The sequence below is a fragment of the Mesorhizobium sophorae genome (assembly GCF_002270415.1).
GTDB lineage: Bacteria > Pseudomonadota > Alphaproteobacteria > Rhizobiales > Rhizobiaceae > Mesorhizobium > Mesorhizobium sophorae.
On the sequence record NZ_NNRI01000022.1, the window covers coordinates 849,242 to 872,335 of the forward strand.

Below are 23,094 nucleotides of genomic sequence, written 5' to 3' on the forward strand. Positions count from 1 at the left end.
TTTTACAGACCCATCAATCGATGCGGCGCGACGTGGCGGCCGCTAACGGAGAAGTCTTATGAAAATCGTCATCATCGGGGGCACTGGTCTCATCGGTTCCAAGACAGTCGAACGCCTGCGCAAGCAGGGCTGTGAGGTGATCGCCGCCTCCCCGAATACCGGTGTCAACACCATCACCGGCGAAGGTCTGAAGGAAGCGCTCGCGGGCGCCGAGGTCGTGATCGACCTCGCCAACTCACCCTCTTTCGAGGACAAGGCCGCGATGGAGTTCTTCGAGACGTCGGGCCGCAATCTGCTCGCGGCGGACAAGGCTGCCGGCGTCAAGCATCACATCGCGCTCTCGGTCGTCGGAACCGAACGCCTGCAGGACGTCGGCTATTTCCGTGCCAAACTCGCCCAGGAAAAGCTGATTAAGGCGTCCGGCATTCCCTACACCATCGTTCACTCCACGCAGTTCATGGAGTTCTTGGCCGGCATCGCCCAATCGGGTACGGTCGGCGACGCCGTACATCTGTCGCCGGCCTATGTACAACCCATCGCGTCCGATGACGTCGCCGACGTCATGGCCGGTATCGCGCTCGCCGCGCCGATCAACGGCATGATCGAGATTTCCGGTCCGGAGCGTGTGCGAATGAGCGAGCTCGTCGCCCGCTACCTGAAGGCTGCCGGCGATCCTCGCACGGTCGTGACTGATCCGGATGCGCTCTATTTCGGCGCGAGGCTGAACGACACGTCGCTCGTCTCCGACAACAATCCCCGTCTCGGCCGCATCACCTTCGAGCAGTGGTTTGCCACCTCGGCGCGGAAATGACCGTCACGATGCGCCGCAGCGCAGCGTTCCACTCAACGCATGAAAGGAGTTTCGAAATGATCAAATCAATCGTCGCCGCCCTTATCGTCACGGCTGCCTTGGCAAGCCCGGCCGCAGCCGAGGACACAGGCGGGAAGGCCGCGAAAGTCACGCTCGTCTATGAGCATGAACTGCCGAATGTCCCCGGCAAGAGCATCAAGGGCATTCTGGTCGAATATGGTCCCGGCGGTCACTCGGAAGCGCACACCCATCCGACCTCCGCCTTCATCTATGCGACGGTTCTGGAAGGCTCCATCCGCAGCCAGGTCAATGATGGCCCGGTCAAGGTCTACAAGGCCGGCGAGAGCTTTTCGGAGCTGCCGGGTGACCGCCACAGTGTGAGCGAGAACGGCAGCAAGACCAAGCCAGCGAAACTACTGGCAGTCTTCGTGGTCGACACCAACCAGAAAGAACTGACCTATCCGGTCAAGAAGTAGACCGACCAGACAAGTAGGCCGAAGAGGCCGGGCACCTGGTGTCCGGCCGTTCCGGTAGACGGAAATCATGTCGGCGAGGCCATGTTGGGTGCGTGGCATCCTCAGGGTGCCCGATGGCCCGCCTGTTGTCTGTAAGAAGGACTAGCCATCCGTCACGATCTGCCATTTCCATTCATCCGGCGCGCTCCAGCACCCATTCAAAGCTGCTCTTCCAGAGTTCGGCTGGAATCTCCTGCGCCAGGGCCTCGGTGAGATCGGAAAGCTTGACGCTGCGCAATTTTGCACGCCATGCCTCGTCGGCTTCCCACATGATGCGCGACACCGCGCAAGGGCTGCTTTCGCAATAGTCCTGCGGACGGCATGGGTTGTTTGCGCGGATGTTATTGCACACGAACGTCGGCGTCTTGCCCTCGACCGCTTCGACAATATCCAGGAAGGTCAGTTCAGCCGGTGTCCGCGCCAATCGATATCCACCTGACGGACCCAGCGTCGTATGGACAAGGCCCGCCTGCGACAGGCTTTGCAGGGCCTTGGATAGATACTCCTTGGGAAGGCCGTGGAACTCGGCAAGCGCTTTTGTCGAGAGATAGCGCCCGGCAGGCAGGCCTGCGAGAATAGCGCAGCAGTGCAGCGCCCATTCGACTTGGCTTTTCAGGATCATCGATGAATTCCGGGGTCGATACTGACCGAGCTTTATTAAGGATACAAAATATCCCTATTCTCCTGCGGTGTAAACAGACGGGTTCCCGGTCCCGCTTGAGTGGGGTTTCAGCATCGTCCGCAGGGCAAGAGGTAAGCCGTTCAGGCCCCGGAATGCGGGTCAATGCTGTAGGGATGGACCGGATAGCCGGGACCGATGGCGTCGCGTACGCGGCCAATCCACCCCATGACCGCCGGATAGTCCGCCAGCGAGAAGCCGCAATCCTCGGCGCGATGGCTGTAGGCATAGACGGCGATATCGGCGATCGTGAAGTCGTTTCCGACGAGAAACGGGGTGTCGCCAAGGCTGCGGTTCATGGCGGCGAGGGTGCGGGCTCCGGCTTCGCGCTTGCCTGCAACCATGCCCTGGTTGCGCTCGAGGCGTCCGGTCAAGGTCCAGAAGCGCAGCGAGCCGATGACCGGTTCGACATTGTATTGTTCGAAGAACAGCCACTGCATGACTTTGGCGCGCTGATAGCGGTCCGCCGGCAGAAGGGGCGTCCCTTCGGCGAGGTAAGTCAGGATCGAATTGGATTCGGCGATGGCGCTGCCCTCTTCGAGCTGGAGCACCGGTACGGCACCGGCAGGATTGAGTTCAAGGAAGGCGTCGGTGTGGCTCTCGCCCTCGAAAATCGAGACCTTGCGACTGTCATAGGGGATCTTGAGCAGCCCGAGCAGAACCCGGACCTTCCAGCCATTCTGCGATGGGAGATAATCATGAAGCTTGAGCATGGCTGGTCCTCGTGATGGATCAACCATCGCATGGCGTGCCGCCCGGCCACCACCCGATTCCTGCACGCCATCGCATGAAGACTGCGATCCCAGCCACCTAATAAATCACTTCCGCTCGTGCCATCTTTCTCCCGAAGCAATCGACATCCCGGGAGCAGCACATGAACACGCAATCCAGCAAGGTCGCGCTGGTTACCGGCGCCAATCGCGGCATCGGGCTCGAGACCGGGCGCCAGCTGGCGAAGCTCGGCTTCACCGTTCTGCTCGGCGTGCGCGACCTCGCCAGAGGCGAAGCGGCGGCACGAGGCCTCGACGGCCATGTCGAGGCCATCGCGTTCGATGTCGCGGCGCCTGACGCAGCGGCACTGGCGGCGGCGGATGTCGAGCGCCGCTTCGGCCGTCTCGACGTGCTGATCAACAACGCCGCGATCCACTACGACACCGGTTCGCGGGCGTTGCTGCCGGACTGGAAGGTGATCCGCGAGGCGTTCGAGACAATGTCTTTGGCGCCTGGCGGGCCGCGTCCGCCTTCGCGCCGCTGCTCAAGGCCGGTGGCCATGGCAGGCTGGTCAACGTTTCTTCCGAGGGTGGTTCGCTGGCCTCGATGGGGGCGGGGGCGCCGGCCTATTCGACATCGAAGGCGACCCTCAACGCGCTGACCTGCGTGCTGGCGGCCGAACTGCACGGCGCCGGCGTGCTGGTCAACGCCGTCTGCCCCGGCTGGGTCGCCACCGACATGGGGGGGCCGGGCGGGCGCCCGGTGGCGCAAGGAGCAGCGGGCATCGTCTGGGCGGCGACCTTGGCGGATGACGGTCCGACCGGCGGTTTCTTTCGCGACGGCAAAAGGCTGCCGTGGTGAGGATCCCGGACGCGGGCATGATCGGCGGAGCACAGATTCAACCGCTGTCTGGTTTCGGACGGCTCACTTGTTGAATCGTTGAACCGCTGTAAGGTCTTGATTTCACGCAGTTCCGGGCGGAATGCCAGCTTTCGAAAAACCGCGCAAGAAAAAAGCCGCCCTCGCTTTTGCGAGTGGCGGCCTTTCCCTGGGAGGAAGTCAGAGAGAAGGGCGATCAATAAGCCTTGGCGAGCTTGCTGCCGTCCTTCTTGTGGGGGGTGCTTCTTGACGTGTTGAAAGCCTGGGCTTCAAAAAACTGGTTTCATAGATCTGATCTCACTCAGCCTCATCGTCCGGTGTCACCCCAAGCAGCTCCAGAGCGTTGGCCAGCGTCCTGATGCCTTGCGCCTGCTTGCGCTCGGCACAGAAGCGGATGGCTGTCTTCTGCAGTGTCGTTGCCTCGGCGACCTCGGCTGTCTCGGCTTTGGTCTGGATGACTTCGTCGAGTTGATGACTGAGCCGGTCGCAGTGCTCGCTGCGGGTGATGGCGGCTTTTGCTTCCGACGGTCCGATCGCGGTGACGGCAAGCGACATGCCGAGCAGGGCACCCGTCCATCCGTTCAAACCTCGTTGCATTGCCGGTGACATCCGTTGGCGTTGTGCCGCGACCATTCCGGCCGCCGCGGGATGCTTATGCCAGCCGATCTTTTCGCCAGTTTTTCCGAACTGTTGAATCTTGTTTCTGGATTGTGTCCGGGGACGGTCTTGGTTTCTCCCACAAGAAGGAGGGAAGTGCTGCCGCTGCGGCGCTTGCGCCTCTTCCTCTGGCGCCCGCCATCGCGTATGGCCCCGGGGAAAATCCTTCCAAGTTCCAAGCCCCCCGGAAATCGCATGATCAGACTGGAAAGCATCAGCAAGCAGAATGGCCGTCAGCTTGTCTTCATCGAAGCGTCGGCGGCGCTGCAGAAGGGCGAGAAGGTCGGCCTCGTCGGCCCCAACGGCGCTGGCAAGACGACGCTGTTTCGCATGATCACCGGGCAGGAACAGCCCGACGAAGGCCAGGTGCAGGTCGATCGCGGTGTCACCATCGGTTATTTCAGCCAGGATGTCGGCGACATGGAAGGCCACAGCGCTGTGGCCGAAGTGATGAACGGCGCCGGGCCGGTGAGCGACGTGGCGGCCGAGATGGCCGCACTCGAGGCCGCCATGGCCGACCGCGACCAGGCCGACCAGATGGACGACATCATCGCCAGATATGGCGAGGCGCAGCACCGTTTCGAGGAGCTCGATGGCTATGCGCTGGACGGCCGCGCGCGTGAGGTGCTCGATGGCCTGGGTTTCAGCCAGGAGATGATGGACGGCGATGTCGGCAAACTCTCCGGCGGCTGGAAGATGCGCGTGGCGCTGGCCCGCATCCTTCTGATGCGGCCCGACGCCATGCTGCTCGACGAGCCGAGCAACCATCTCGACCTCGAAAGCCTGATCTGGCTGGAATCCTTCCTGAAGAACTATGACGGCGCATTGCTGATGACCTCGCACGACCGCGAGTTCATGAACCGCATCGTCAACAAGGTGGTCGAGATCGACGCAGGTTCGCTGACCGCCTATTCCGGCAATTACGAATTCTATCAGCAGCAGCGGGCGATCGCCGACAAGCAGCAGCAGGCGCAGTTCGAGCGCCAGCAGGCGATGCTGGCCAAGGAGATCGCCTTCATCGAGCGCTTCAAGGCGCGCGCCTCGCATGCCGCGCAGGTGCAGAGCCGGGTGAAGAAGCTCGACAAGATCGACCGCGTCGAGCCGCCCAAGCGCCGCCAGACGGTGTCGTTCGACTTCCAGCCGGCGCCCCGCTGCGGCGAGGATGTCGTGACGCTGAAGAGCGTCCACAAGGGTTATGGCAGCCGCAGCATCTATGAAGGGCTCGATTTCCAGGTCCGCCGCCGCGAGCGCTGGTGCATCATGGGCGTCAATGGCGCCGGCAAGTCGACGCTGTTGAAGCTGGTCGCCGGTGCTTCCGAGCCCGACGCCGGCACGGTGGCGCGCGGCCCAAGCGTCAAGATGGGTTATTTCGCCCAGCACGCCATGGAATTGCTGGAAGGCGAGCGTACCGTGTTCCAGACGCTGGAGGACGCGTTCCCGCAGGCCGGCCAGGCGCCGCTCAGGGCACTCGCCGGCTGCTTCGGCTTTTCCGGCGACGAAATCGAGAAGAAATGCCGGGTGCTGTCAGGCGGCGAGAAGGCGCGGCTGGTGATGGCGCTGATGCTGTTCGACCCGCCCAACCTGCTGGTGCTGGACGAGCCGACCAACCATCTCGACATCGCCACCAAGGAGATGCTGATCACCGCACTCTCCCAGTACGAAGGCACCATGCTCTTCGTATCGCACGACCGGCATTTCCTGGCGGCACTTTCCAACCGCGTGCTGGAACTGACGCCCGAAGGCATCCACACCTATGGCGGCGGCTATACGGAGTATGTCGAGCGGACGGGGCAGGAAGCGCCGGGGCTCAGGAGCTAAGGGGCGCCAAGCCACTACCCCGCGGCCAGCCACTTGCGAGACTGGGCGAAGGTCTTGAAGGCCTTCGCCTCCATCGGGCGGCCAAGAAAGTAACCTTGCAGGATATCGCAACCAAGCTCCTTCAGGATGCGCGCGTGCTCCATCGTCTCTACGCCCTCGGCAACCACTTCGATGCCGAGCGATTTGCCGATCTCGATGATCGACGACACCAGCTGCCGCTGCGCCATTGAGCCAGTGATGGGCGTGACCAGTTGGCGGTCGATCTTGAGGCGACGCGGCCGCAACTTGAGCAGGGAGACGATCGAGGCATAGCCGGTGCCAAAATCGTCGATCTCGATGTCGATGCCGAGCTCCTTGATGTGCTCGATGTTCCAGGTGACCAGATCGTCGTTCTCGTCGAGGAAGATGGACTCCACCAGCTCGAACGACACGGTTCCTTCCTTGATGGCGAGCTCGCGCAAACCCTTGATCAGGTCCTTGTCCTCCAGGCGCCTGGCCGAGACGTTGACCGAGACACGCGGGATGTTGAGATGGCTGCGCGACCAGCGCTCGAAATTCTCCAGCGCATCCTTGAGGACGATGCGGTCGATCAGCGCCACGACATTGAGCTCTTCGGCCACCTTGAGATAGGCGTCGGGGGCCAGGATGCCACGCCGCGGGTGCTTCCAGCGCGACAACGCTTCGACGCCGACGATCTCGAGCGTCCTGGCGTCGAACTGCGGCTGGTAGTAGGCGACGAATTCATCCCGCTCCAGCCCGCCCAGGATCTCGTCGGCGACCTGCTTGGTCCGCACGATCTCGCTCTGCAGTTCCTCGTTGAAGAACTCGTAGCGGTTGCGGCCACGGCCTTTCGCCCGGTAAAGCGCGAGATCGGCGTTGACGAGCAACTGCTTTGCGTCGACGCCGCTGTTGGCGGCAATGCCGATGCTGACCCCGAACCGGCACTGATGGCCCCGATAGTAGACAGGCTGGCGCATCTCCTCGATGATGCGGTCGGCGAGTGCCGAGAGCGCGTCGTCGTCACGCCCATGGCTTACCACGACGAACTCGTCGCCGCCGATGCGCGCAACGAAATCGCCAGAGCCGGCATTGGCCTTGATGACCTTCGAGGCATGCATCAGCATCGCGTCGCCCGCTGCGTGCCCGAGCGTGTCATTGATCTGCTTGAAGCGGTCGAGGTCAAGATGCAGCAGCGCCATGCGGTCGTGTTGGCCGGTTTCGGCCAGCATCTCGTCGAGATAGCGGCGGTTGGGCAGGCCTGTCAGTGAATCGTGCAGCGCCACATGCTCGATATGCGCCTTGGCAAGCTTCAGCTCGGCGTTCTTCGATTCCGACAGCTGGCGCTCGCGAATGAGGTTCTCGTTGAGCAGGACGTCGCTGGTCACATCCCATTCGGCGCCGATCAGCTTGGGCGTGCCGCCGATGTCCTGGAAGAAGCTGGCGCGCGTGCGCACATGACGGACGGCGCCGTCGGGGCGCAGGAGCCGGTATTGCGAGAAGTAGGGGCCTTTTGTCGTCGCGGCCGAATCGAAGTCCTGCTTTGCCCGCTCGATGTCCTCTGGGTGGATCGCCAGCGCCCAGTCGTTATAGCCTCGTGGCTTGCCGTCGGCCGGCCTGCCATAGATTTCGTTGACGCGGTCGTCCCACAGCAGTTCGTTGGTGGCGAGGTCGTGCTCCCAAACGCCGATGCCCGAGGCGTCCAGCGCCAGCTCCAGGCGACCGGACAGGCGCCTCAACTCGGCGTCATTCCTTTGCCTTTCGCCAAACAGCCGCCCGGCCACGAGAATCGGCAGTACCACCAGCGCGCCGGCAAGTGCCATGAGTGCCCGCAAGGTCCACTGATTTTTCGGAGCCGCTGGCCAGCCATTCTTGGGGATGGCCGAAATTTGCCAGGAACCCGAAGGCAGCTGCACGTCGGCCGCTACGGGATTGCCGGCGACGACCGTGCCGTTGCCGAAGAAACGTTCGCCCCCGCCGCCCAACGCATCCTTGCCGGTCAGCGCGACATCGATGTCGAGAGCGGGGTCGGCCAGTCCGCTTGCCGCGTAGAGCCGGTCGACATCGACGACTGCCGAGACGATGCCCCAGAAGCGGTCGCCGCCTCCCGCCGTCGGCACGAAGACCGGGATGCGACCGATGAAGCCGCGCCCGCCTTGCGCCAGTTTGACCGGTCCGGCAAATACCAGCACGCGCTGGTCGCGCGCCCGAAGCGCTGCCAGGCGTTGCTCCTCGTTCTTGCGGTAGTCGAGCCCGATTGCCTTCTCGTTGCCTTCCATCGGGTACATCAGCGAGATGACCAGGTCGGGCGCGCCGGCGATGTTGTGCAATTGCGATTTCTGCTCGAACAGATTGCCTGCGAGCGACGCAAATCTCTGCTGGCCCATGTAGGGCTCTGTAACGATGGCCGAGACGAGCCCCTGAACAAGCTGGAGATTGCCGTTTATGTTGCCTTCGAGCTTGGCGCGGATGACGTTGACCTTAGCCAGCACATCGGCGCGCGCCAGTTGGTCGGAGACCTTCCTGTTCTGCTGGTCGGCAACGACGGCGCAGACCATGAGCACAACAAAGGCTATTGCCGCCGGCAAGTTGGCGGAAGAAAAAACGGCCTGTCTCAAGCGGCCGAGACTGTATCGCGTTGTGGCCAATTCGACCCGGGTACCTTTGCTGGACAATAGCTCGTCGGTCGATCCTACTGCCAAACGCTTAAATTTAACCTTCCAGGCCAGCCTGAAGTTTCAGCATCGTGCCTATGCCGGCATTTCAGCCCGCAGGCTGAACCAATGCATAGCGGGCTGACGCCGGTTGGACTTCTTCACGGTCAATGCCGGCCGCTAAAGGTTCGCCTTAGTGAAGATGCGCGATGCCCAGTCGAGGAAGACGCGAAGCCGCGGCGAGAGCTGCCTGTTTTGCGGGTAAAGCGCTGACAGCGGTGTCGGCGAGGGCGGGTAGTCGGCCAGCACCTCGACGAGCGTCCCATCGGCAAGGTCCTTCTCGAAGCGATAGCGCGGTGCCTGGATGAGGCCAAGTCCAAGCCGTGCCAGATCGGCGGCGGTGTCGGAATTGTTGGCCGCAACGCGGCCCGGCAACCGGACCTCGCGGGCCTTGCCGGCGACGGTGAATTCGAATGGCAGGGTCTCGCCGGTGCGCGACGAGACGAAGCCCACAGCCTGGTGACCATCCAACGCATCGGGGGAGATCGGCATGCCGTGGCGCTCCAGATAGGCAGGACTGGCGCAGGTGATCTCGCGGATCATCGCCAGGCGCCGCATGATCATGCCGCTGTCGGGCGGCTCGCCGACACGTATCACGCAGTCGACGCCCTCGCGCACGAGATCGACCAGCCTGTCGCTCTGGCCGATCTGCAGGTCGATGCGGGAATAGCGGGCGAGAAACTCGGGCAGGCGCGGCAACAGGAATGTGCGGGTGAGCAGCGTGCTGGCGTCGATGCGCAGCAGCCCGTAGGGCTCGGCATTGCGGAAGGCGGCCTCGGCATCCTCGATCTCGGCGAGGATGGACAGGCAGCGCCGATAATAGGCTTCGCCGTCCTGCGTGGCGTTGACCTGCCGCGTCGTTCGCTCCAGCAGGCGCGCGCCGAGATGCTCTTCGAGCCGCCGGATCGCTTCTGTCGCTGTTGAGCGCGGCAGGCCGAGATCTGCCGCCGCGGCGGTGAAGCTGCGTCGCTCCAGGACGCGGATGAAGAGCCGCATGGTGTCCAGACGATCCATGGTCTTTGTTCGCAGTTTCCGAATAGTCATGTCAATAGGCGGCTGATTATCCGGAAGATGGCTTGGCCTATATCCGTGTCACCAACAACGCGGAGACCTTCCATGACAAATCAGCAGACAGATACAGGCACTCAAACCAGAGCGGCGATTGTGACCGGCGCCTCCAAGGGCATCGGTGCCGCCATCGCGCGGCGGCTCGCCGGCGACGGTGTCGCCGTCGTCGTCAACTATGCGCGGGGACGCGCGGAGGCCGAAGAGCTTGTCCGGGCGATCGAGGCCGACGGCGGCAAGGCGATCGCCGTGCAGGCCGATATCGCCGATCCGGCGGGCCTCACGAGGCTGTTCGATGCCGGCGAGAAGGCGTTCGGCGGCATCGACATCCTCGTCAACAATGCCGGCATCATGAAGACGTCACCGATCGCCGAGACCGATGACGCCTTGTTCGACATGCAGGTCGCGATCAATCTCGGCGGTGTGTTCCGCGGCATGCGGGAAGGTGCGCGCCGGCTTCGCGACGGCGGTCGTATCATCAACTTCTCAAGCAGCGTCGTCGGCCTCTACCAGCCGGGTTACGGCGTCTACGCCGCCACCAAGGCAGGCGTCGAGGCGATGACCCACATCCTGGCCAAGGAGCTTGGCGCGCGCCGCGTCACCGTCAACGCGGTGGCGCCCGGACCGATCGAGACCGCCCTGTTCACGGACGGCAAGAGCCAGGCGCAAATCGAGGCCATCGGCAAAATGATCCCGCTCGGCCGGCTCGGCCAGCCCGAAGACATCGCCGGGCTGGTGTCGTTCCTGGCCGGGCCGGATAGCGGTTGGGTCAACGGGCAAATCATCCGCGCCAATGGCGGCGTGGTCTGAGGAGACAATCATGCAACAGACAATTTTGATCACAGGCGCTTCCAGCGGCTTCGGCGCGATGACGGCGCGGGCGCTCGCAAGCGCGGGCCACACGGTCTATGCATCGATGCGCGACCCGGCGGCGCGCGGCGGTGCTGCGGCAGCCGAGATGGAAAAGTTCGCTCGTGATGAGGGCGTGGCGCTCAAGCCCATTGCGCTCGATGTGACCTCGGACACCTCGGCCGAGGCGGCGGTCCGGCTGATCGTCGGCGAGGCCGGCCGGCTCGACGTGCTGATCCACAATGCCGGGCACATGGGGTTCGGACCGACCGAGGCTTTCGCGCCCGAACAGCTGGCGCAGCTCTATGACGTCAACGTCGTCGGCACGCAGCGTGTCAACCGTGCGGCCTTGCCACATATGCGCTCTCTTAGCCGGGGCCAGATGATCTGGGTCGGCTCGAGCAGCACGCGGGGCGGCACGCCGCCCTTCCTCGCGGCCTATTTCGCGGCCAAGGCCGGCATGGATGCACTGGCGCAGAGCTATGCGCTGGAACTCGCCCGCTTCGGCATCGAGACGACCATCGTCGTGCCGGGCGCCTTCACCAAGGGCACGGAGCATTTTCATCATGCGGCAGCGCCGGCGGATGCGGAGCGCGCCGCGCACTACTGGTCTGGCCCCTACGCCGGCGTCGATCAGCAGGTGCTGAAGGGGCTGGCCGCACTTGAGCCGGCGGATGCCGACCCGGCTGATATCGCGGCGGCCATCGTCGACCTCGTGGCGATGCCGCACGGAAGGCGCCCGCTGCGCCTGCACGTCGACCCCGCTGACGATGGTGCGGCGGTTGTCAATGGCGTCGCCGATCGCGTCCGCGCGCAACTCATGGAACGGATCGGCCTTGCCGACCTGCTCCATCCCCAAGCCTGAAATCCAACCTCAAAGACCAAGGAAAACGATCATGCCATTCGCCAACATCAAGATGCCGCAGGAGGCTCTCTCCAAGGCGCAGAAGGAAGACCTCATCCATCGAACCACGGCAATGTTCGTCGACTTTTTCGGCGAAGGCGTCCGACCCTACACGATGGTGCTGGTGGAGGAAGTCGCCGATGGCGGCTATGGCCGTGCCGACGAAGCCTTCGTCGTGCCAGAGGCCTATCGCGCGAAGGAGTAGCGCCCGAACCGCGCCTTACCTTGGGCAGCTGCCCGGATCACGGCTGAAGTTCACTCCGTCTCGGCCTTGCCTAGACGGAGGGTGCCTTTTCGCAAACAGAGGCCTTCGTCGCGCTTACTTGCCGGCCATGTGATCGGCAAGCTCCTGGGCTTGGGCGAGAAGCGCTGGGAAGACCGGCTCGCCCGGCAGGTGCTGGCCCATGCAGGCACGATAGTCGGCGTCACCTTTCTCCCAGGCGGCATTGGCGGCATCATACGCCTTTTGGTCCTTGAGGTCCGAGGCTTGGTAGGCCTCCTGGAACTTCTGGGCGGCGGCGTCCGCCGAGGCCCACAAGGCGTCGCAGGCGGCGATCTTCGGAACAGGCGGTGCCGCGGGGGCCGAGGCGATCATGACGCTGTTGCCCTTGACGAGCGTGACGATGACCTGCTGGTCGGGGTTCGGTCCTATGTCCTGCGCCCAGCCGCCGAGCCGCGCAAAGGCGATGTCGGCGCCTTCAGGCTTCTTCAGCGGAAAGTCGAGCGTCCCCGTGAACGCGGCGTCGCTGTTGATCGCCTGGGTGTAGAAGGCATCGAGCTTTAGTGCCGCATCGACGCCGGTGGGCAGTCTGAAGCTCGTATCCATCTCGGCGGCTCTGGACTGGAGCCACCGCTCGAGAAGCCCCCGCGTCGTTGCCACCAGGCTCGGGCCGTCGTCGCCTTTGGTGTAGCGCAACCCGTCCAGCATGCCGAACCCGATATCGGCATCGCTCAGGCTTTCGAGATTGATCGTGCCGGTTGCCGGAAAACCTGAAACCGCCAAGGGGCCGAGAAGGACTGAAAGCCGCTTTTCCAGATCGGCCAGCGCTTTCGTCCCGGCGGCATCCAGCGCTTCCACGGGTTCGTTCGCGCTTTCCAGCGCTGCGATAGCGGAAATCGCCTTGTCGCGTGCGGCGATATAGTCGTCCTCCGGCGAGGCCGCGAAAGCGGCTCCGGTCGCGAGTGCGAAAACGATCATCCAGACCAACCGCATGACATAACCCCCTTTATGGCGATCGACAGATTGGGAGCCATCGAGTAGCTTTGCGGCTATTGCGCGGCAGTACCGTCGACGCCAAGCATTGTATGCGTCGGCCGGCCCTCCGCTGGCGCTCCGGGCGTTCGTTGTTCGGAAAGCCAAGCAATTGGCTTTCCGTCCGCTTTGCGGACCACGCCTCACCCCTTCCGCTTCTCCACCTCCGCCTTCCTCAGCAAGAAGCGCTGGATCTTGCCGCTCGGCGTCTTCGGCAATTCGGTGACGAAGTCGATTTCGCGCGGATAGGCGTGGGCCGAGAGCCGCTTGCGGACATGCTGCGCCAGTTCCTCGGCCAGTTCCGGGCTGCCGCGAAACGAAGATGCAAGGATGACGAAGGCCTTGACGATCTCGGTGCGCTGCGGGTCGGGCACGCCGACAACCGCTGCCTCGTTGACCGCCGGGTGTTCGATGAGCGCGCTTTCGACGTCGAACGGACCGATGCGATAGCCCGACGAAGTGATGACGTCGTCGGCGCGGCCGATGAAGCTGATCGACCCGTCTGGCTCGAACTCGACCGTGTCGCCGCTGCGGTAATAGCCGCCCGAAATCGCCGGAGTTTCCGCCTGGTGATAACCGTCGAACCAGCGCAGCGGCGAGTTGGCGATGTCGACGGCAAGGATGCCGGGCTGGTTCGGGCCGAGCTCCTGGCCGGCCTCGTCCAGCACGACGATGCGGTAGCCCGGCATGGCAAAGCCGGCCGAGCCCGGGCGCACCGGGTGCGACAGGCCGTGATGGTTGTTGACCAACATGCCGTTCTCGGTCTGGCCGTAGTGGTCGTGGATCGGCACGCCAAGATGGGCGTCGAACCAGCGGATGACTTCCGGGTTGAGCGGCTCGCCGGCGCTGCTCACCACGCGCAGCCGGCCCTTGATGCGGGCGGCGGCCGCCGCGCCTTCGGCCAGCAAAAGTCGGAAGGCGGTCGGCGATCCGGCGAGGCTGGTGACGCCGAGGCGCTCGATGATGTCGTAGGTGCTGTTGGCGGTGAAGGCGCCTTCGTTGAAGGTCGTGGCGATGCCGAGCAGCAAGGGGCCGGTGATCGCGTAATACAGACCGTAGGCCCAGCCGGGATCGGCGATGTTCCAGAAGACGTCGTCGGGCCGCAAACCGATCGCATCGCGCATATAGGCGCCGAACGCCAGCAGCGCGCGCAGCGGCACCGGCACGCCCTTGGGCAGGCCTGTCGTGCCCGAGGTCGACATCATCATGAACAGGTCGTCGCCTTTGCGCATGACCGGCTCGCAGGACGTCGAGGCGGCGGCAAACGCGGCGCGGAAATCGATGTCGCCCCCCGGCAAGGCTTCACCCGGGGCAAGGATGGTCGCCACGCGGGGGCAATCCTCCACCTCGTCGAGCTTGCCGCGGTTGGCTGTGTTGGTGACGACGAGTTTGGCGCCGCTGGTCTTCAGCCGGTGCTCGATGGCCTTCGGGCCGAAGGCGGTGAACAGCGGCTGATAGACCGCGCCGATGCGCCAGGTGCCGAGGATGAGCGCCACCAGGTCGGGAATGCGCGGCAGCATGCCGGCAACGACATCGCCGGGGCGCACGCCCACTTCCTTGAGTATGTTGCCGACGCGCGCCGACATATCGCGAAGATCATCGAAGCTGAATTCCCGCAGCTCGCCATTGGCGGAGATCGCGCGCAGCGCCAGCCGGTTTTGCCCGGCGTGGCGATCGCAGCATTCGACGCAGGCATTGATGCCGGTCGAGGGGTCGCCATGAAGGCGCGCGACTTCATCCTCGATACGAAAGCGCTGAACGGCATCCGCGTAGCGCGGCAAGCCGGCCGAAGCTCCAACCATCGCTGCATCCCTCCGTGGCGGCGTCCCCGTGGACCATCGTCATTGGCGACAGGATAGCCAAGATCGCACTCATGGTCGATGAGGTGATCGCCGCGAGGCCTGGTGCAAACGGGGCAGGGGCTCGCCTTCCCGCTTCGGGCGCCAGGATCGCGCCGAGGGGTATCCACTGGCCCTAGAGGCCGAACCAGCGCGAGCGGCGGCTCGATCCAAAAGTCTCTTTGTCAGCGCGCAGCGCCACCGAGGGCTCGTGGTAGGTGCCGGTTGGTGCTGGGCCTGAGAAGAAATCGACCTCGACCTTGCCGATGCGGCCGCCGCCGAACTCGATATAGCAGGTGCCGAAGCCATCATAGAGCGAGCCGCTGCCGCTCTGGCGCAGTTTTGCGATGAGCCCGGCAGCGACGGCGCGCGCCGCACCCTCGGCGAACACGCCGGCCTTGGGCGTGCCGGTGTTGGCGCCGTCGCCGACGGCATAGACGTTCTCGTATCTTGTTTCGAGCGTACGCGGATTGACCGGGATCCAGCCGTTCTCGGCCATGCCGCTTTCCAGCACCACTGGCGGCACGCGATGCTTGGGAACACCGAGGAAGAGATCGAACGGCATTTCCGTGCCGTCGTCGAGCACCGCCACATTGCGGGCATTGTCGACTGAGGCGGCGCGCCTGCCGGGGACGAACTTGATGTCGCGTTCGGCAAAGGCCGCCAGCAGCGCTCGCGAGGTATCGGGCGAGGGTGGTACCGGGCTGCCCAGCGGCAGCACCAGGGCGATCTCGCAGGCCTCGCGCACGCCCTGCCTGACCAGATAGTCGTGCAGCATCAGCACACATTCGCTGGGTGCCGGCGGGCACTTGTAAGGTGCCCCGCAGACGCCGACCATCGCCTTGCCTTTTCTGAAGGTCGGCAGCACGTCGCGCAGCCGCTCCGCCCCCGCCACGGTGTAGAACTCGTTGGTTCCCGAAAGCCCTGGCGTGGCGTCGAAATCATATTCGGCACCCAGCGCGACGACGAGGTGGTCGGCGTCGAACACGCCGTCATTGGTGGTCACCCGGCGCCTTTCGGGATCGATCGAGGTTATCGTGCGCTTCAGCATCCTGACGCCGGGCTTGGCGTAGCTTTTGTAGGGTAGGCGCACGGCCTGCGGCGTGTTCAGGCCGAACATCACGTCCAGCTTGGAAAAGCCGAACACGAAGGAATCGCTCTGGTCGATCAGCGTCACTTCGATGCTGTCGCCCATCGCTTCGGAAAGCAGTGTCGTCAGTTCCAGGCCGCCGAAACCAGCTCCCAGCACGACGATACGCGGTTTGCTTGCAGTGTTCATCTTTGTTCCCCACCAATATATCCCGGTTGATCGATCATTCCCGTCGTGGCGGCGGGACTTCCCGTGTCCTCGCCGCCAAAATGTTGGCCGTCCAAGTCCAGGTAGGCTTGGCCGATGTCAGGTCAGGACTGGCTGCGGCACGATGCGGATGTAGGGCTTCGGCTCCTTCCAACCTTGCGGGTAGAGTTGCTTCGCTTCGTCGTTCGACACCGATCCCGCGATGATGACGTCGTCGCCTGGCTTCCAGTTGACCGGCGTCGCCAGGCGGTGCTTGGCCGTCAGCTGCAGGGAGTCCACCACGCGCAGCACCTCGTCGAAGTTGCGGCCCGTCGTCATCGGGTAGGATATCACCAGCTTGATCTTCTTGTCCGGACCGATGACATAGACATTGCGCACCGTCTGGTTGTCGGCGGCGGTGCGTCCGTCGGCGCTGTTGCCGGCCGACGCCGGCAACATGTCGTAGAGCTGCGAGATGGCGAGCGTCGGGTCGCCGATCATCGGGAAGTTCGGCGCCATGCCTTGCGTCTCGGCGATGTCCTTGGCCCAGCCAGCGTGCTTCTCGACGGGGTCGACCGAGAGGCCGATGACCTTGACGCCGCGCTTGTCGAACTCGGGCTTGAGGCGCGCCATGTAGCCGAGTTCGGTCGTGCACACCGGCGTGTAGTCCTTGGGGTGGGAGAACAGGATGCCCCAGCCCTTGCCCAGCCATTCATGGAAACTGATCGTGCCTTCGGTGGTCTCGGCGGTGAAGTCGGGGGCGATGTCTGCGATACGGAGTGACATGGTTGCTTCCTTTCCGGTTGGAATTCGATTGCGGGGGCAAATTAGGAAATCTATGTTCCGCGAGCGTTCCCCGACGCTCCGTGGTTGGTGACGGCTCTGGCGCCCCAGGGCTGGCTTTCCTGATGGTGCCTGTATGCGCGTTTCGATCCATCTGCTCGGCCGCTTCGCCGTCAGCGTCGATGGTCGCCCGATCCCGGCGGCCGACTGGCGGCGCGACCGCGCCTCGGCCCTGGTCAAGCTGCTGGCGCTCAGGGCTGCCCACCGCATCCACCGCGAGCAGGCCATGGAAATTTTCTGGCCCGACGCCGATCCCGAGGCGGCCGGCGCCAATCTGCGCAAGGCCATTCATTTCGCGCGCCGCGCGCTGGGAGCCCACGACCTGATCGAGGTGAGCAACGACATCGTCTCGCTTGCCCCGCATGCCGAGCTCGAGATCGATACCGAAAGCTTCGAGGCCGCCGCCAAGGCGGCGCTGCGCGGTGGTGACCGGAGCGCCTATGAGCGCGCCGCCGACCTTTATGGTGGCAGGCTTTTGCCGGACGATCTTTTCGTCGAGTGGCTCGACACACCGCGCGCGCAATCACAGCAGCGCTACAGCGATCTTTTGCGCGCCGGCGGCCTATGGCAGCGCCTGATCGCGCTCGACCCTGCCGACGAGCAGGCCCAGTGCGCGCTGATGCAGGCGGCACTCGATGCCGGCAACCGTGTCGAGGCCATCCGCCAGTTCAACCAGCTGCGCGACAACCTGCACGCCGAACTCGGCGTTGGGCCGAGTGCGGCGACCATCGCCCTTTACGAGAAGGCGCTGGCCCTCTCCGGCGCCGCGACCGTCAACCCGTCGGAGCGCATCCGCACCTCGCTCGCCTGGGGCCTGGTGCATTTGCAAAGCGGCGAGTTCGACAAGGCAAGCGAGATCGCCAGGCACACCCGCGACCTGGCGCTCGGTGCCGACCTGCCGCGCGAAGTCGGCGAGGCGAGCGCGCTGCTCGGCATCGCCTCGATGATGCGGGCGCAGTGGCCGCAACTGTTCCGCACCGAATTCATCGAATGGGTTCGCGCCAAACCGGCCTTCGTGCAGCATGTGTTCGATGGCCACCTTTGCCTATCCGAATTCTGCCTCTGCAGCGCCTCGGGCCATGCCGAAGTCGCGGGCCTTGCCCGCGAACTGCTCACCGTGGCCGAGGAGGCCGGATCGAATGCCGGTCGCGGGCTTGCCTGCCTGCTTCTGGGCGAGGCGGCGCTGTTTTCGGGCGACCTCGACGAGGCCGAGCGCCACCTGACCGAGGCCGAGCGGCTGCTGCTCGAGGCGGACGCGGTGGCCGGCCGCGTGCTCGCCATAGAGCGGCTGGCCGAGATCGCGCTGGAGCGCGGCCAGAAATGGCGCGCCAGCCGGCTCATCCAACGCGGTCTCACCGACGCCGAACGCTCATGGCTGTCGCCGCACCTGATCATGCGCATGCAGGCGCTGGCCGTGCGGGCGGCGGCGACACCCAAGATGGTGGCGCAGGAGATCCTCGCCGGCGACCGGCTGTTGACCCACGGCGCCTGCCAGCCCTGTTCGATGGCGCTGCGCACGGCCTCTGCGATCGCGCTTGCCGAGGCGGGCGAACTGGACCAGGTCGACCGCCGCCTGAACGACGCCGAGCGCATCGCCGGCATGTGGCATGGCGGTCCCTGGGCGGCCGCCCTCTGGGAAGCGCGCGGTGTGCAGCGGCGGGCGCAGAACCACGAGATCCGCGCGCTCGCCGCCTTCGACGAGGCGGCCTCGCGCTATCAGGAACTCGGCCGCCCGCGCGACCAGGCCCGATGCCTTGCCCGCATGGGCTCCGAGGGTTGACGGCAAGGAATCGGTTCCTCGTCCTATGACGGATGGCGCGTGGGCTGGTCTCACCCGCGAGGGCCTGTATGATCGCAACGGGAATGCCTGGGAGGAGGCTCGCTCATGCGGCTGGATCAGAATCTCCGTCATTGGAGGATTTGGGCACTCATCGCCGCCATGGTGCTTTGGCCGCAGGCGGCGCCGGCCGACGGCATCACGCCGGAGCGGATCACGGCTGCCCTGCCCAAGCTTGAAGCGCTCGCCGAAGCCGCCATTGCGGACGGTGCCGTACCCGGCCTCGCCATCGCCGTCGTGCACGATGACCAGGTGATCTTCCTTAAGGGGTTCGGCCATCGCGAGGCCGGCAAGCCCGAGGTCGTCGACGCCGACACGGTGTTCCAGATCGCATCGCTTTCCAAGCCGGTCTCCGCCACCGTCGTGGCGGCGCTGGTCAGCGACGGGATCGTGTCCTGGGATTCGAAGATCGCCGACCTCGATCCGGCCTTCCGCCTGGCCGATCCCTATCCGGCCAGCCAACTCACCGTCCGCGACCTGTTTTCGCATCGCAGCGGGCTCCCGGGCACGGCCGGCGACGACCTCGAGGACATTGGCTACGACCGTGCCGAAATCCTGCATCGCCTGCGGTTCGTCCCGGCATCGTCGAGCTTTCGCGCCGGGTATTCCTACAGCAATTTCGGATTGACGGAGGGTGCCGTGGCGGCCGCGACGCCGACAGGCAAGCCGTGGGAGGCGGTGGCCGAGGAGAAGCTCTACCGTCCGCTTGGCATGGCCTCGACCAGTTCGCGCCATCCGGACTTCGTCAAGCACGCGAACCGCGCCGCGCTTCACGTCAGGGTCGATGGCGCCTGGGCCGCGAAGATAGAGCGCGATCCGGATGCGCAGGCGCCTGCCGGCGGCGTCAGTTCCACGGCACGTGACCTCTCGCAATGGGTGCGCCTCATCATCGGCAACGGCGTCTACGCCGGCAAGACACTGATTGCCGCTGATGCGCTGGACCAGACGCATGTTCCGCTGATGGCGCGCGGCAACAATCCCGTTTCCGGCGGTGCCTCGTTCTACGGCCTCGGCTGGAATGTCGAATTCGGCCGGCACGGCCTGAGCTGGGGCCACGCCGGCGCCTTCAGCGTCGGCGCGCGCACCCTGGTGACAGTCTTCCCGAAGGAGAACCTTGGCATCGTTATCATCACCAACGCCTTTCCGACGGGCCTGCCGGAGGGATTGTCCGATAGCTTCGCCGATCTCGTCTTCGACGGCACGGTCGAGAAGGACTGGGTGAAGGAGTGGGACGATATCTATGCAGGCCTGTTCGGCCCGGCGGTGGCGGCAGCCAAGGCCACCTATGCAGCGCCACCTTCCCCGGCGAGGCCGGCTGGACCGGCCAGCGCCTATGCCGGCCGCTACGCCAACGACTTCGTCGGCGACGCAATCGTATCGAAAGCGGGAGACGACCTCGTGCTGAGGGTAGGCCCGGCTGCAGCCCGGTCCTATTCATTGACCCATTTCGACGGCGACATTTTCCTGACCTTTCCAGATGCCGAGACCCCTGACAGGCCCTCAGGCGTGGGTTTTGTCGTCGGCCCCGACGGCAAGGCGTCGGCCATGACCATAAGCTTCCTCGACGACAATCATCTCGGCACTCTTCAACGTGTGGGTGACTGACCGTCAAATCGAACAGTGCCGGCGGCAGCTCAAGGCGCCGGGCCGTACTGGAGCAGTTTGAAGCAATCGCCGTTGCCCGACTTCGCCTGCGTCAGGAAGGGTTTGGACCGGTCGATCCATTCCTGATGCGACCTCGCATCGGCTTCGATCGCATCGACCGGTGCAAGGCCAACGAAGCTGCGCCCGTGGCTGAAGAGCCAGCACGCACGGCCGAGAAATCGCCTGCTGCGCTGGCGCAGGAGATCGGCATCGTAGAAGACGTCAAGCACCTCGTGCTTGATCTTGCGCCCCGTTTCAGGATTGGCGATCGCAAGCTCGACCGGCTGGCCGCCGATCGCATCCTGCAGGTCCTTGTAGTCGAGGGCGAGCTGGGTGGTGGCATATTTGATCTCGCTCTCGTCACGCACGATGTCGAACCATAGCGTGGGATCGAGCTCGTTGACGACGAACGACGATTCAAAATCGCGCGACAGGTTGAGGACGTCGAAGTCGCGGACGTCGATGTCGCGCTCGACCAGCGCGATCTCGCCGACCTGCTTGCCGAGCGCCGCCCCCTGCGCGTCGATCGCGGCGTTGGTTCCACCAAGTTCGGGGCTGACATAGGCCCCGCCTTCATCCAGCAGAGCGTCGAATTGGCCGAGCGACCCGACGATGGGGGCGCCGTGGGCGATGCGCGCCGCAAGCTTGGCCAGAACCTGCTGGAGTTCCGCTTCACGTCTGCGCTGGTCCTGGTAATTCTGCTGGAAAAAGAAGATGAACAGCGACACCCCTATGCCGATCAGGATCACGCCCAGCTGCGAAAAGATGTTGCGGTAGTATTCCAGCAGCTTTTCGCGGTGGCGTACATCGTCGCGCACGCTGTGGGCGACGCGCAGATTGACGATCAGCGACAGGATCAGCAGGCCGGCGCCAACCAGGATGAGGCCGCCGATGAGCAGGTAGCCATGGCCTGTGCTGAAGTCCATCCGTTTTCCCCCCTGGACTGCGCAGAATAGTGCCATTTTACTCAAATACCTATGGGCTCGCGTCGACGTGTCTGCGGCAAGCAGGTGGTTGACCCGCCTGGCCATCCGGCCGATAGCTCCGCCAGAAATTTCCCCCGAGACATCAGATGACTTCAGACGCCAACTTCTCCGATGCAGTCGAGCGCATCGACACCTCCGACGCCACTTGGCAGACCGACGTCCGCGCCGGCGTGCGCCATGTGCGCGATCTGGCCGCCCTGCCGCTGTCGCCGGGCGAGCGCGCGGCGGCGCAAGCCGCGGCCGCAAACCACAAGGTGCGCATCCCGAAAGCCTATCTCGACCTGATCGATTGGAACGACCCCGCCGATCCGATCCGGGCGCAGGTCATCCCGTCGCCGGACGAATTGCTGGAGCAGGACGGCGAGCTCGACGATCCGATCGCCGACCATGCGTTCAGCCCGGTGCCGCGGCTGACGCATCGCCATGCCGACCGGGTGCTGTTGTTCCCGACCTATCAATGCGCGGTCTATTGCCGGTTCTGCTTTCGCAAGGAATCGCTGACCTCGATCGGCCGCGGCTATACGCGCGAGGCGCTGGAGCCGGCCTTGGCATACATCGCCGATCACCCCGAAATCCGCGAGGTGATCCTGACCGGCGGCGATCCGCTCTCACTGCCGGACAAGGCGCTGGCTGAAATCCGCGCCCGCATCGATGCGATCGCGCATGTGCGGCTGTTGCGCATCCACACGCGCGTGCCGGTGGCGCTGCCTTCGCGGATCACGTCGGGGCTGGTCGCGGCCCTGCAGGGCCGGCTGATGGTCACGGTTGTCACCCATTTCAACCACGCGCGGGAGATCACCGACGCCACCGAAGCGGCCTGCCGCACCTTGCGGCAAGCCGGCTTCGTGCTGCTCAACCAGAGCGTTCTCTTGAAAGGCGTCAACGACACGGTCGAGGTGCTGGAGGAGCTCTGCCGCGAGCTGATGTACCGGCTCGGCGTCAAACCCTACTACCTGCACCATGGCGATCTCGCGCGCGGCATGGCGCACCGCCGCACAACCATCGCGCAAGGCCAGGCGCTGGCCGCCGCACTGCGCGCCCGCCTGTCGGGCATCTGCAACCCTGTCTATGTTCTCGACCTGCCGGAAGGCGGCGGCAAGGTGCCTATCGGGCCGTGTTATGTCGAGGCGCAGGACGGCACGGACTGGCGCGTTCGCGGGCTGGATGGCGAGGTGAGGGGCTATGCGGAGGTTGTCGGCGGCCCCTAAGCTTGAGTTCCTCGCCCCCACGGAGCGGGGAGAGGCGGCCGCGAAGCGGGCGAAGCGGAGGCGTCGTAGAGCTCTGCCTTCTCAAGAGCGCAATTTGCTTAGGTCAGCGCCATTCCCCTCCGGTTCGGCTTCGCCGAGCCACCTCTCACCCATGACATGGGGGCGAGGAACCCAAGCCTTGTGGCCACTGAGCACTTGAATTCGATTATTTCATAAAAATCTTGTCGCACCGGGAATAAAGGCCCGCCCTGCCGGGTCTTCCCTTCAGCGAGGCCATTCGCCCGGCCCGCAACCCGAAGAAACGAAACAAGGACCTACGAAAATGACCAAGCTCGCTCTCAGCGTGGCTGCCATGCTGCTTGCCTCGAGCGCTGCCTTTGCCGGCAGTGACCACGGCGCAAACAACGCCAATTCACCGGTCGCTTCCGTCGACACCAACGCCACCGCGTCGATCCCCTACATCGCACCTACAGACGGCGTCGACACCAAGGTCACGACCGGGCCGCGGCACGCGACGATGCAATCGAATGCGAGCGAACCAGGCCAAGGCATCTGGGGCCGTTGAGTTCGCCAGGGGTCAAGACCGAATCCCAACGGTTCGGACTCAACCA

The 23,094-nt window shown here is 64.5% G+C and carries 22 protein-coding genes and 1 pseudogene; 13 read left to right on the forward strand and 10 right to left on the reverse strand.

The features are described 5' to 3' along the window. The first annotated feature begins 58 nt into the window (after window positions 1–58). Together CGZ66_RS35250 and CGZ66_RS35255 are read left to right on the forward strand one after the other, a co-directional pair. Window positions 59–811, forward strand: coding sequence for an SDR family oxidoreductase (locus CGZ66_RS35250; RefSeq protein ID WP_095091224.1), 753 nt, complete (start codon window positions 59–61; stop codon window positions 809–811). Window positions 812–867: 56 nt separating this feature from the next. Next, the gene (locus CGZ66_RS35255) at window positions 868–1,287 is read left to right on the forward strand and encodes a cupin domain-containing protein (RefSeq protein WP_095091763.1); all 420 of its coding nucleotides are present in this window, start codon (window positions 868–870) and stop codon (window positions 1,285–1,287) included. Window positions 1,288–1,459: 172 nt separating this feature from the next. Here the strand turns inward: CGZ66_RS35255 and CGZ66_RS35260 are convergent, their stop codons facing one another. Together CGZ66_RS35260 and CGZ66_RS35265 are read right to left on the reverse strand one after the other, a co-directional pair. Beyond that, on the reverse strand, window positions 1,460–1,948 hold the full coding sequence (locus CGZ66_RS35260) for an RrF2 family transcriptional regulator (RefSeq protein WP_095091225.1): 489 nt from the start codon (window positions 1,946–1,948) through the stop codon (window positions 1,460–1,462). 140 nt (window positions 1,949–2,088) lie between these two features. Further along, window positions 2,089–2,718 (reverse strand): glutathione S-transferase family protein, encoded by a 630-nt coding sequence (locus tag CGZ66_RS35265; RefSeq protein WP_095091226.1) that lies wholly within the window; start codon window positions 2,716–2,718, stop codon window positions 2,089–2,091. 161 nt (window positions 2,719–2,879) lie between these two features. Here CGZ66_RS35265 and CGZ66_RS41430 point away from each other — a divergent pair. Together CGZ66_RS41430 and CGZ66_RS41435 are read left to right on the forward strand one after the other, a co-directional pair. After that, window positions 2,880–3,116: pseudogene (locus tag CGZ66_RS41430) on the forward strand (SDR family NAD(P)-dependent oxidoreductase); the annotation flags it as partial. 140 nt (window positions 3,117–3,256) lie between these two features. After that, the gene (locus CGZ66_RS41435; protein ID WP_280952846.1) at window positions 3,257–3,577 is read left to right on the forward strand and encodes an SDR family NAD(P)-dependent oxidoreductase; all 321 of its coding nucleotides are present in this window, start codon (window positions 3,257–3,259) and stop codon (window positions 3,575–3,577) included. Between the two features lie 315 nt (window positions 3,578–3,892). On the opposite strand, the gene CGZ66_RS35275 is transcribed toward CGZ66_RS41435, so the two are convergent. Then, window positions 3,893–4,192, reverse strand: coding sequence for a hypothetical protein (locus tag CGZ66_RS35275; RefSeq protein ID WP_095091227.1), 300 nt, complete (start codon window positions 4,190–4,192; stop codon window positions 3,893–3,895). A gap of 255 nt (window positions 4,193–4,447) precedes the next feature. On the opposite strand from CGZ66_RS35275, the gene CGZ66_RS35280 reads away from it, so the two are divergent. Beyond that, the gene (locus CGZ66_RS35280; protein ID WP_095091228.1) at window positions 4,448–6,070 is read left to right on the forward strand and encodes an ABC-F family ATP-binding cassette domain-containing protein; all 1,623 of its coding nucleotides are present in this window, start codon (window positions 4,448–4,450) and stop codon (window positions 6,068–6,070) included. 14 nt (window positions 6,071–6,084) lie between these two features. Here the strand turns inward: CGZ66_RS35280 and CGZ66_RS35285 are convergent, their stop codons facing one another. After that, entirely contained in the window at window positions 6,085–8,625 is a 2,541-nt protein-coding gene (locus tag CGZ66_RS35285) for a bifunctional diguanylate cyclase/phosphodiesterase (RefSeq protein ID WP_245331359.1), read from the reverse strand. Between CGZ66_RS35285 and CGZ66_RS40195 the strand changes: the two genes are divergently transcribed. Continuing rightward, complete coding sequence (locus tag CGZ66_RS40195) at window positions 8,624–8,866, forward strand: hypothetical protein (protein ID WP_167392367.1); 243 nt, start codon at window positions 8,624–8,626, stop codon at window positions 8,864–8,866. The two genes, CGZ66_RS35285 and CGZ66_RS40195, sit on opposite strands and share 2 nt — an antisense overlap. Window positions 8,867–8,901: 35 nt before the next feature. Here CGZ66_RS40195 and CGZ66_RS35290 read toward each other — a convergent pair whose 3' ends face one another. Continuing rightward, window positions 8,902–9,795 carry a LysR family transcriptional regulator gene (locus CGZ66_RS35290; protein ID WP_095091229.1) on the reverse strand — a complete coding sequence of 298 codons (894 nt, stop codon included), beginning with the start codon at window positions 9,793–9,795 and terminating at the stop codon, window positions 8,902–8,904. Between the two features lie 102 nt (window positions 9,796–9,897). Here CGZ66_RS35290 and CGZ66_RS35295 point away from each other — a divergent pair, with 102 nt between their 5' ends. The 3 genes from CGZ66_RS35295 to CGZ66_RS35305 are packed head-to-tail and all read left to right on the forward strand — an operon-like array spanning window position 9,898 to window position 11,804. Next, window positions 9,898–10,656, forward strand: coding sequence for an SDR family oxidoreductase (locus CGZ66_RS35295; protein ID WP_095091230.1), 759 nt, complete (start codon window positions 9,898–9,900; stop codon window positions 10,654–10,656). Between the two features lie 7 nt (window positions 10,657–10,663). After that, the gene (locus tag CGZ66_RS35300; RefSeq protein WP_095091765.1) at window positions 10,664–11,560 is read left to right on the forward strand and encodes an SDR family oxidoreductase; all 897 of its coding nucleotides are present in this window, start codon (window positions 10,664–10,666) and stop codon (window positions 11,558–11,560) included. A 31-nt stretch (window positions 11,561–11,591) separates the two neighbouring features. Next, window positions 11,592–11,804: a tautomerase family protein gene (locus tag CGZ66_RS35305; RefSeq protein ID WP_095091231.1), complete on the forward strand. Its 213-nt coding sequence runs from the start codon at window positions 11,592–11,594 to the stop codon at window positions 11,802–11,804. Between the two features lie 114 nt (window positions 11,805–11,918). Here the strand turns inward: CGZ66_RS35305 and CGZ66_RS35310 are convergent, their stop codons facing one another. The 4 genes from CGZ66_RS35310 to CGZ66_RS35325 all read right to left on the reverse strand — a co-directional run bounded on the left by CGZ66_RS35310 (window position 11,919) and on the right by CGZ66_RS35325 (window position 16,751). Then, entirely contained in the window at window positions 11,919–12,812 is an 894-nt protein-coding gene (locus CGZ66_RS35310) for a hypothetical protein (protein ID WP_095091232.1), read from the reverse strand. Between the two features lie 182 nt (window positions 12,813–12,994). Beyond that, complete coding sequence (locus CGZ66_RS35315) at window positions 12,995–14,653, reverse strand: acyl-CoA synthetase (RefSeq protein ID WP_095091233.1); 1,659 nt, start codon at window positions 14,651–14,653, stop codon at window positions 12,995–12,997. Window positions 14,654–14,825: 172 nt separating this feature from the next. Continuing rightward, on the reverse strand, window positions 14,826–15,968 hold the full coding sequence (locus CGZ66_RS35320; RefSeq protein WP_095091234.1) for an NAD(P)/FAD-dependent oxidoreductase: 1,143 nt from the start codon (window positions 15,966–15,968) through the stop codon (window positions 14,826–14,828). Window positions 15,969–16,085: 117 nt separating this feature from the next. Then, window positions 16,086–16,751: a peroxiredoxin gene (locus CGZ66_RS35325; RefSeq protein ID WP_095091235.1), complete on the reverse strand. Its 666-nt coding sequence runs from the start codon at window positions 16,749–16,751 to the stop codon at window positions 16,086–16,088. A 133-nt stretch (window positions 16,752–16,884) separates the two neighbouring features. Here CGZ66_RS35325 and CGZ66_RS35330 point away from each other — a divergent pair, with 133 nt between their 5' ends. Further along, window positions 16,885–18,588: an AfsR/SARP family transcriptional regulator gene (locus tag CGZ66_RS35330; protein ID WP_095091236.1), complete on the forward strand. Its 1,704-nt coding sequence runs from the start codon at window positions 16,885–16,887 to the stop codon at window positions 18,586–18,588. A 105-nt stretch (window positions 18,589–18,693) separates the two neighbouring features. After that, a complete protein-coding gene (locus CGZ66_RS35335; protein WP_095091237.1) occupies window positions 18,694–20,250 on the forward strand; it encodes a serine hydrolase in 1,557 nt (518 codons plus the stop codon). Between the two features lie 29 nt (window positions 20,251–20,279). Here the strand turns inward: CGZ66_RS35335 and CGZ66_RS35340 are convergent, their stop codons facing one another. Beyond that, on the reverse strand, window positions 20,280–21,215 hold the full coding sequence (locus tag CGZ66_RS35340; RefSeq protein WP_095091238.1) for a hypothetical protein: 936 nt from the start codon (window positions 21,213–21,215) through the stop codon (window positions 20,280–20,282). 146 nt (window positions 21,216–21,361) lie between these two features. On the opposite strand from CGZ66_RS35340, the gene CGZ66_RS35345 reads away from it, so the two are divergent. Together CGZ66_RS35345 and CGZ66_RS35350 are read left to right on the forward strand one after the other, a co-directional pair. Further along, complete coding sequence (locus CGZ66_RS35345) at window positions 21,362–22,483, forward strand: KamA family radical SAM protein (protein WP_095091239.1); 1,122 nt, start codon at window positions 21,362–21,364, stop codon at window positions 22,481–22,483. A gap of 322 nt (window positions 22,484–22,805) precedes the next feature. After that, window positions 22,806–23,048 carry a DUF680 domain-containing protein gene (locus CGZ66_RS35350; RefSeq protein ID WP_095091240.1) on the forward strand — a complete coding sequence of 81 codons (243 nt, stop codon included), beginning with the start codon at window positions 22,806–22,808 and terminating at the stop codon, window positions 23,046–23,048. The last annotated feature ends 46 nt before the right edge of the window (window positions 23,049–23,094 follow it).

Bases quoted from the DNA above. Each gene is read 5' to 3' on its own strand.
- CGZ66_RS35250 (WP_095091224.1), top strand. From the start codon at position 59: ATGAAAATCGTCATCATCGGGGGCACTGGTCTCATCGGTTCCAAGACA.
- CGZ66_RS35255 (WP_095091763.1), top strand. From the start codon at position 868: ATGATCAAATCAATCGTCGCCGCCCTTATCGTCACGGCTGCCTTGGCA.
- CGZ66_RS35260 (WP_095091225.1), bottom strand. From the start codon at position 1,948: ATGATCCTGAAAAGCCAAGTCGAATGGGCGCTGCACTGCTGCGCTATT.
- CGZ66_RS35265 (WP_095091226.1), bottom strand. From the start codon at position 2,718: ATGCTCAAGCTTCATGATTATCTCCCATCGCAGAATGGCTGGAAGGTC.
- CGZ66_RS35275 (WP_095091227.1), bottom strand. From the start codon at position 4,192: ATGCAACGAGGTTTGAACGGATGGACGGGTGCCCTGCTCGGCATGTCG.
- CGZ66_RS35280 (WP_095091228.1), top strand. From the start codon at position 4,448: ATGATCAGACTGGAAAGCATCAGCAAGCAGAATGGCCGTCAGCTTGTC.
- CGZ66_RS40195 (WP_167392367.1), top strand. From the start codon at position 8,624: ATGAGCACAACAAAGGCTATTGCCGCCGGCAAGTTGGCGGAAGAAAAA.
- CGZ66_RS35285 (WP_245331359.1), bottom strand. From the start codon at position 8,625: ATGGTCTGCGCCGTCGTTGCCGACCAGCAGAACAGGAAGGTCTCCGAC.
- CGZ66_RS35290 (WP_095091229.1), bottom strand. From the start codon at position 9,795: ATGGATCGTCTGGACACCATGCGGCTCTTCATCCGCGTCCTGGAGCGA.
- CGZ66_RS35295 (WP_095091230.1), top strand. From the start codon at position 9,898: ATGACAAATCAGCAGACAGATACAGGCACTCAAACCAGAGCGGCGATT.
- CGZ66_RS35305 (WP_095091231.1), top strand. From the start codon at position 11,592: ATGCCATTCGCCAACATCAAGATGCCGCAGGAGGCTCTCTCCAAGGCG.
- CGZ66_RS35310 (WP_095091232.1), bottom strand. From the start codon at position 12,812: ATGCGGTTGGTCTGGATGATCGTTTTCGCACTCGCGACCGGAGCCGCT.
- CGZ66_RS35315 (WP_095091233.1), bottom strand. From the start codon at position 14,653: ATGGTTGGAGCTTCGGCCGGCTTGCCGCGCTACGCGGATGCCGTTCAG.
- CGZ66_RS35320 (WP_095091234.1), bottom strand. From the start codon at position 15,968: ATGAACACTGCAAGCAAACCGCGTATCGTCGTGCTGGGAGCTGGTTTC.
- CGZ66_RS35325 (WP_095091235.1), bottom strand. From the start codon at position 16,751: ATGTCACTCCGTATCGCAGACATCGCCCCCGACTTCACCGCCGAGACC.
- CGZ66_RS35330 (WP_095091236.1), top strand. From the start codon at position 16,885: ATGCGCGTTTCGATCCATCTGCTCGGCCGCTTCGCCGTCAGCGTCGAT.
- CGZ66_RS35335 (WP_095091237.1), top strand. From the start codon at position 18,694: ATGCGGCTGGATCAGAATCTCCGTCATTGGAGGATTTGGGCACTCATC.
- CGZ66_RS35340 (WP_095091238.1), bottom strand. From the start codon at position 21,215: ATGGACTTCAGCACAGGCCATGGCTACCTGCTCATCGGCGGCCTCATC.
- CGZ66_RS35345 (WP_095091239.1), top strand. From the start codon at position 21,362: ATGACTTCAGACGCCAACTTCTCCGATGCAGTCGAGCGCATCGACACC.
- CGZ66_RS35350 (WP_095091240.1), top strand. From the start codon at position 22,806: ATGACCAAGCTCGCTCTCAGCGTGGCTGCCATGCTGCTTGCCTCGAGC.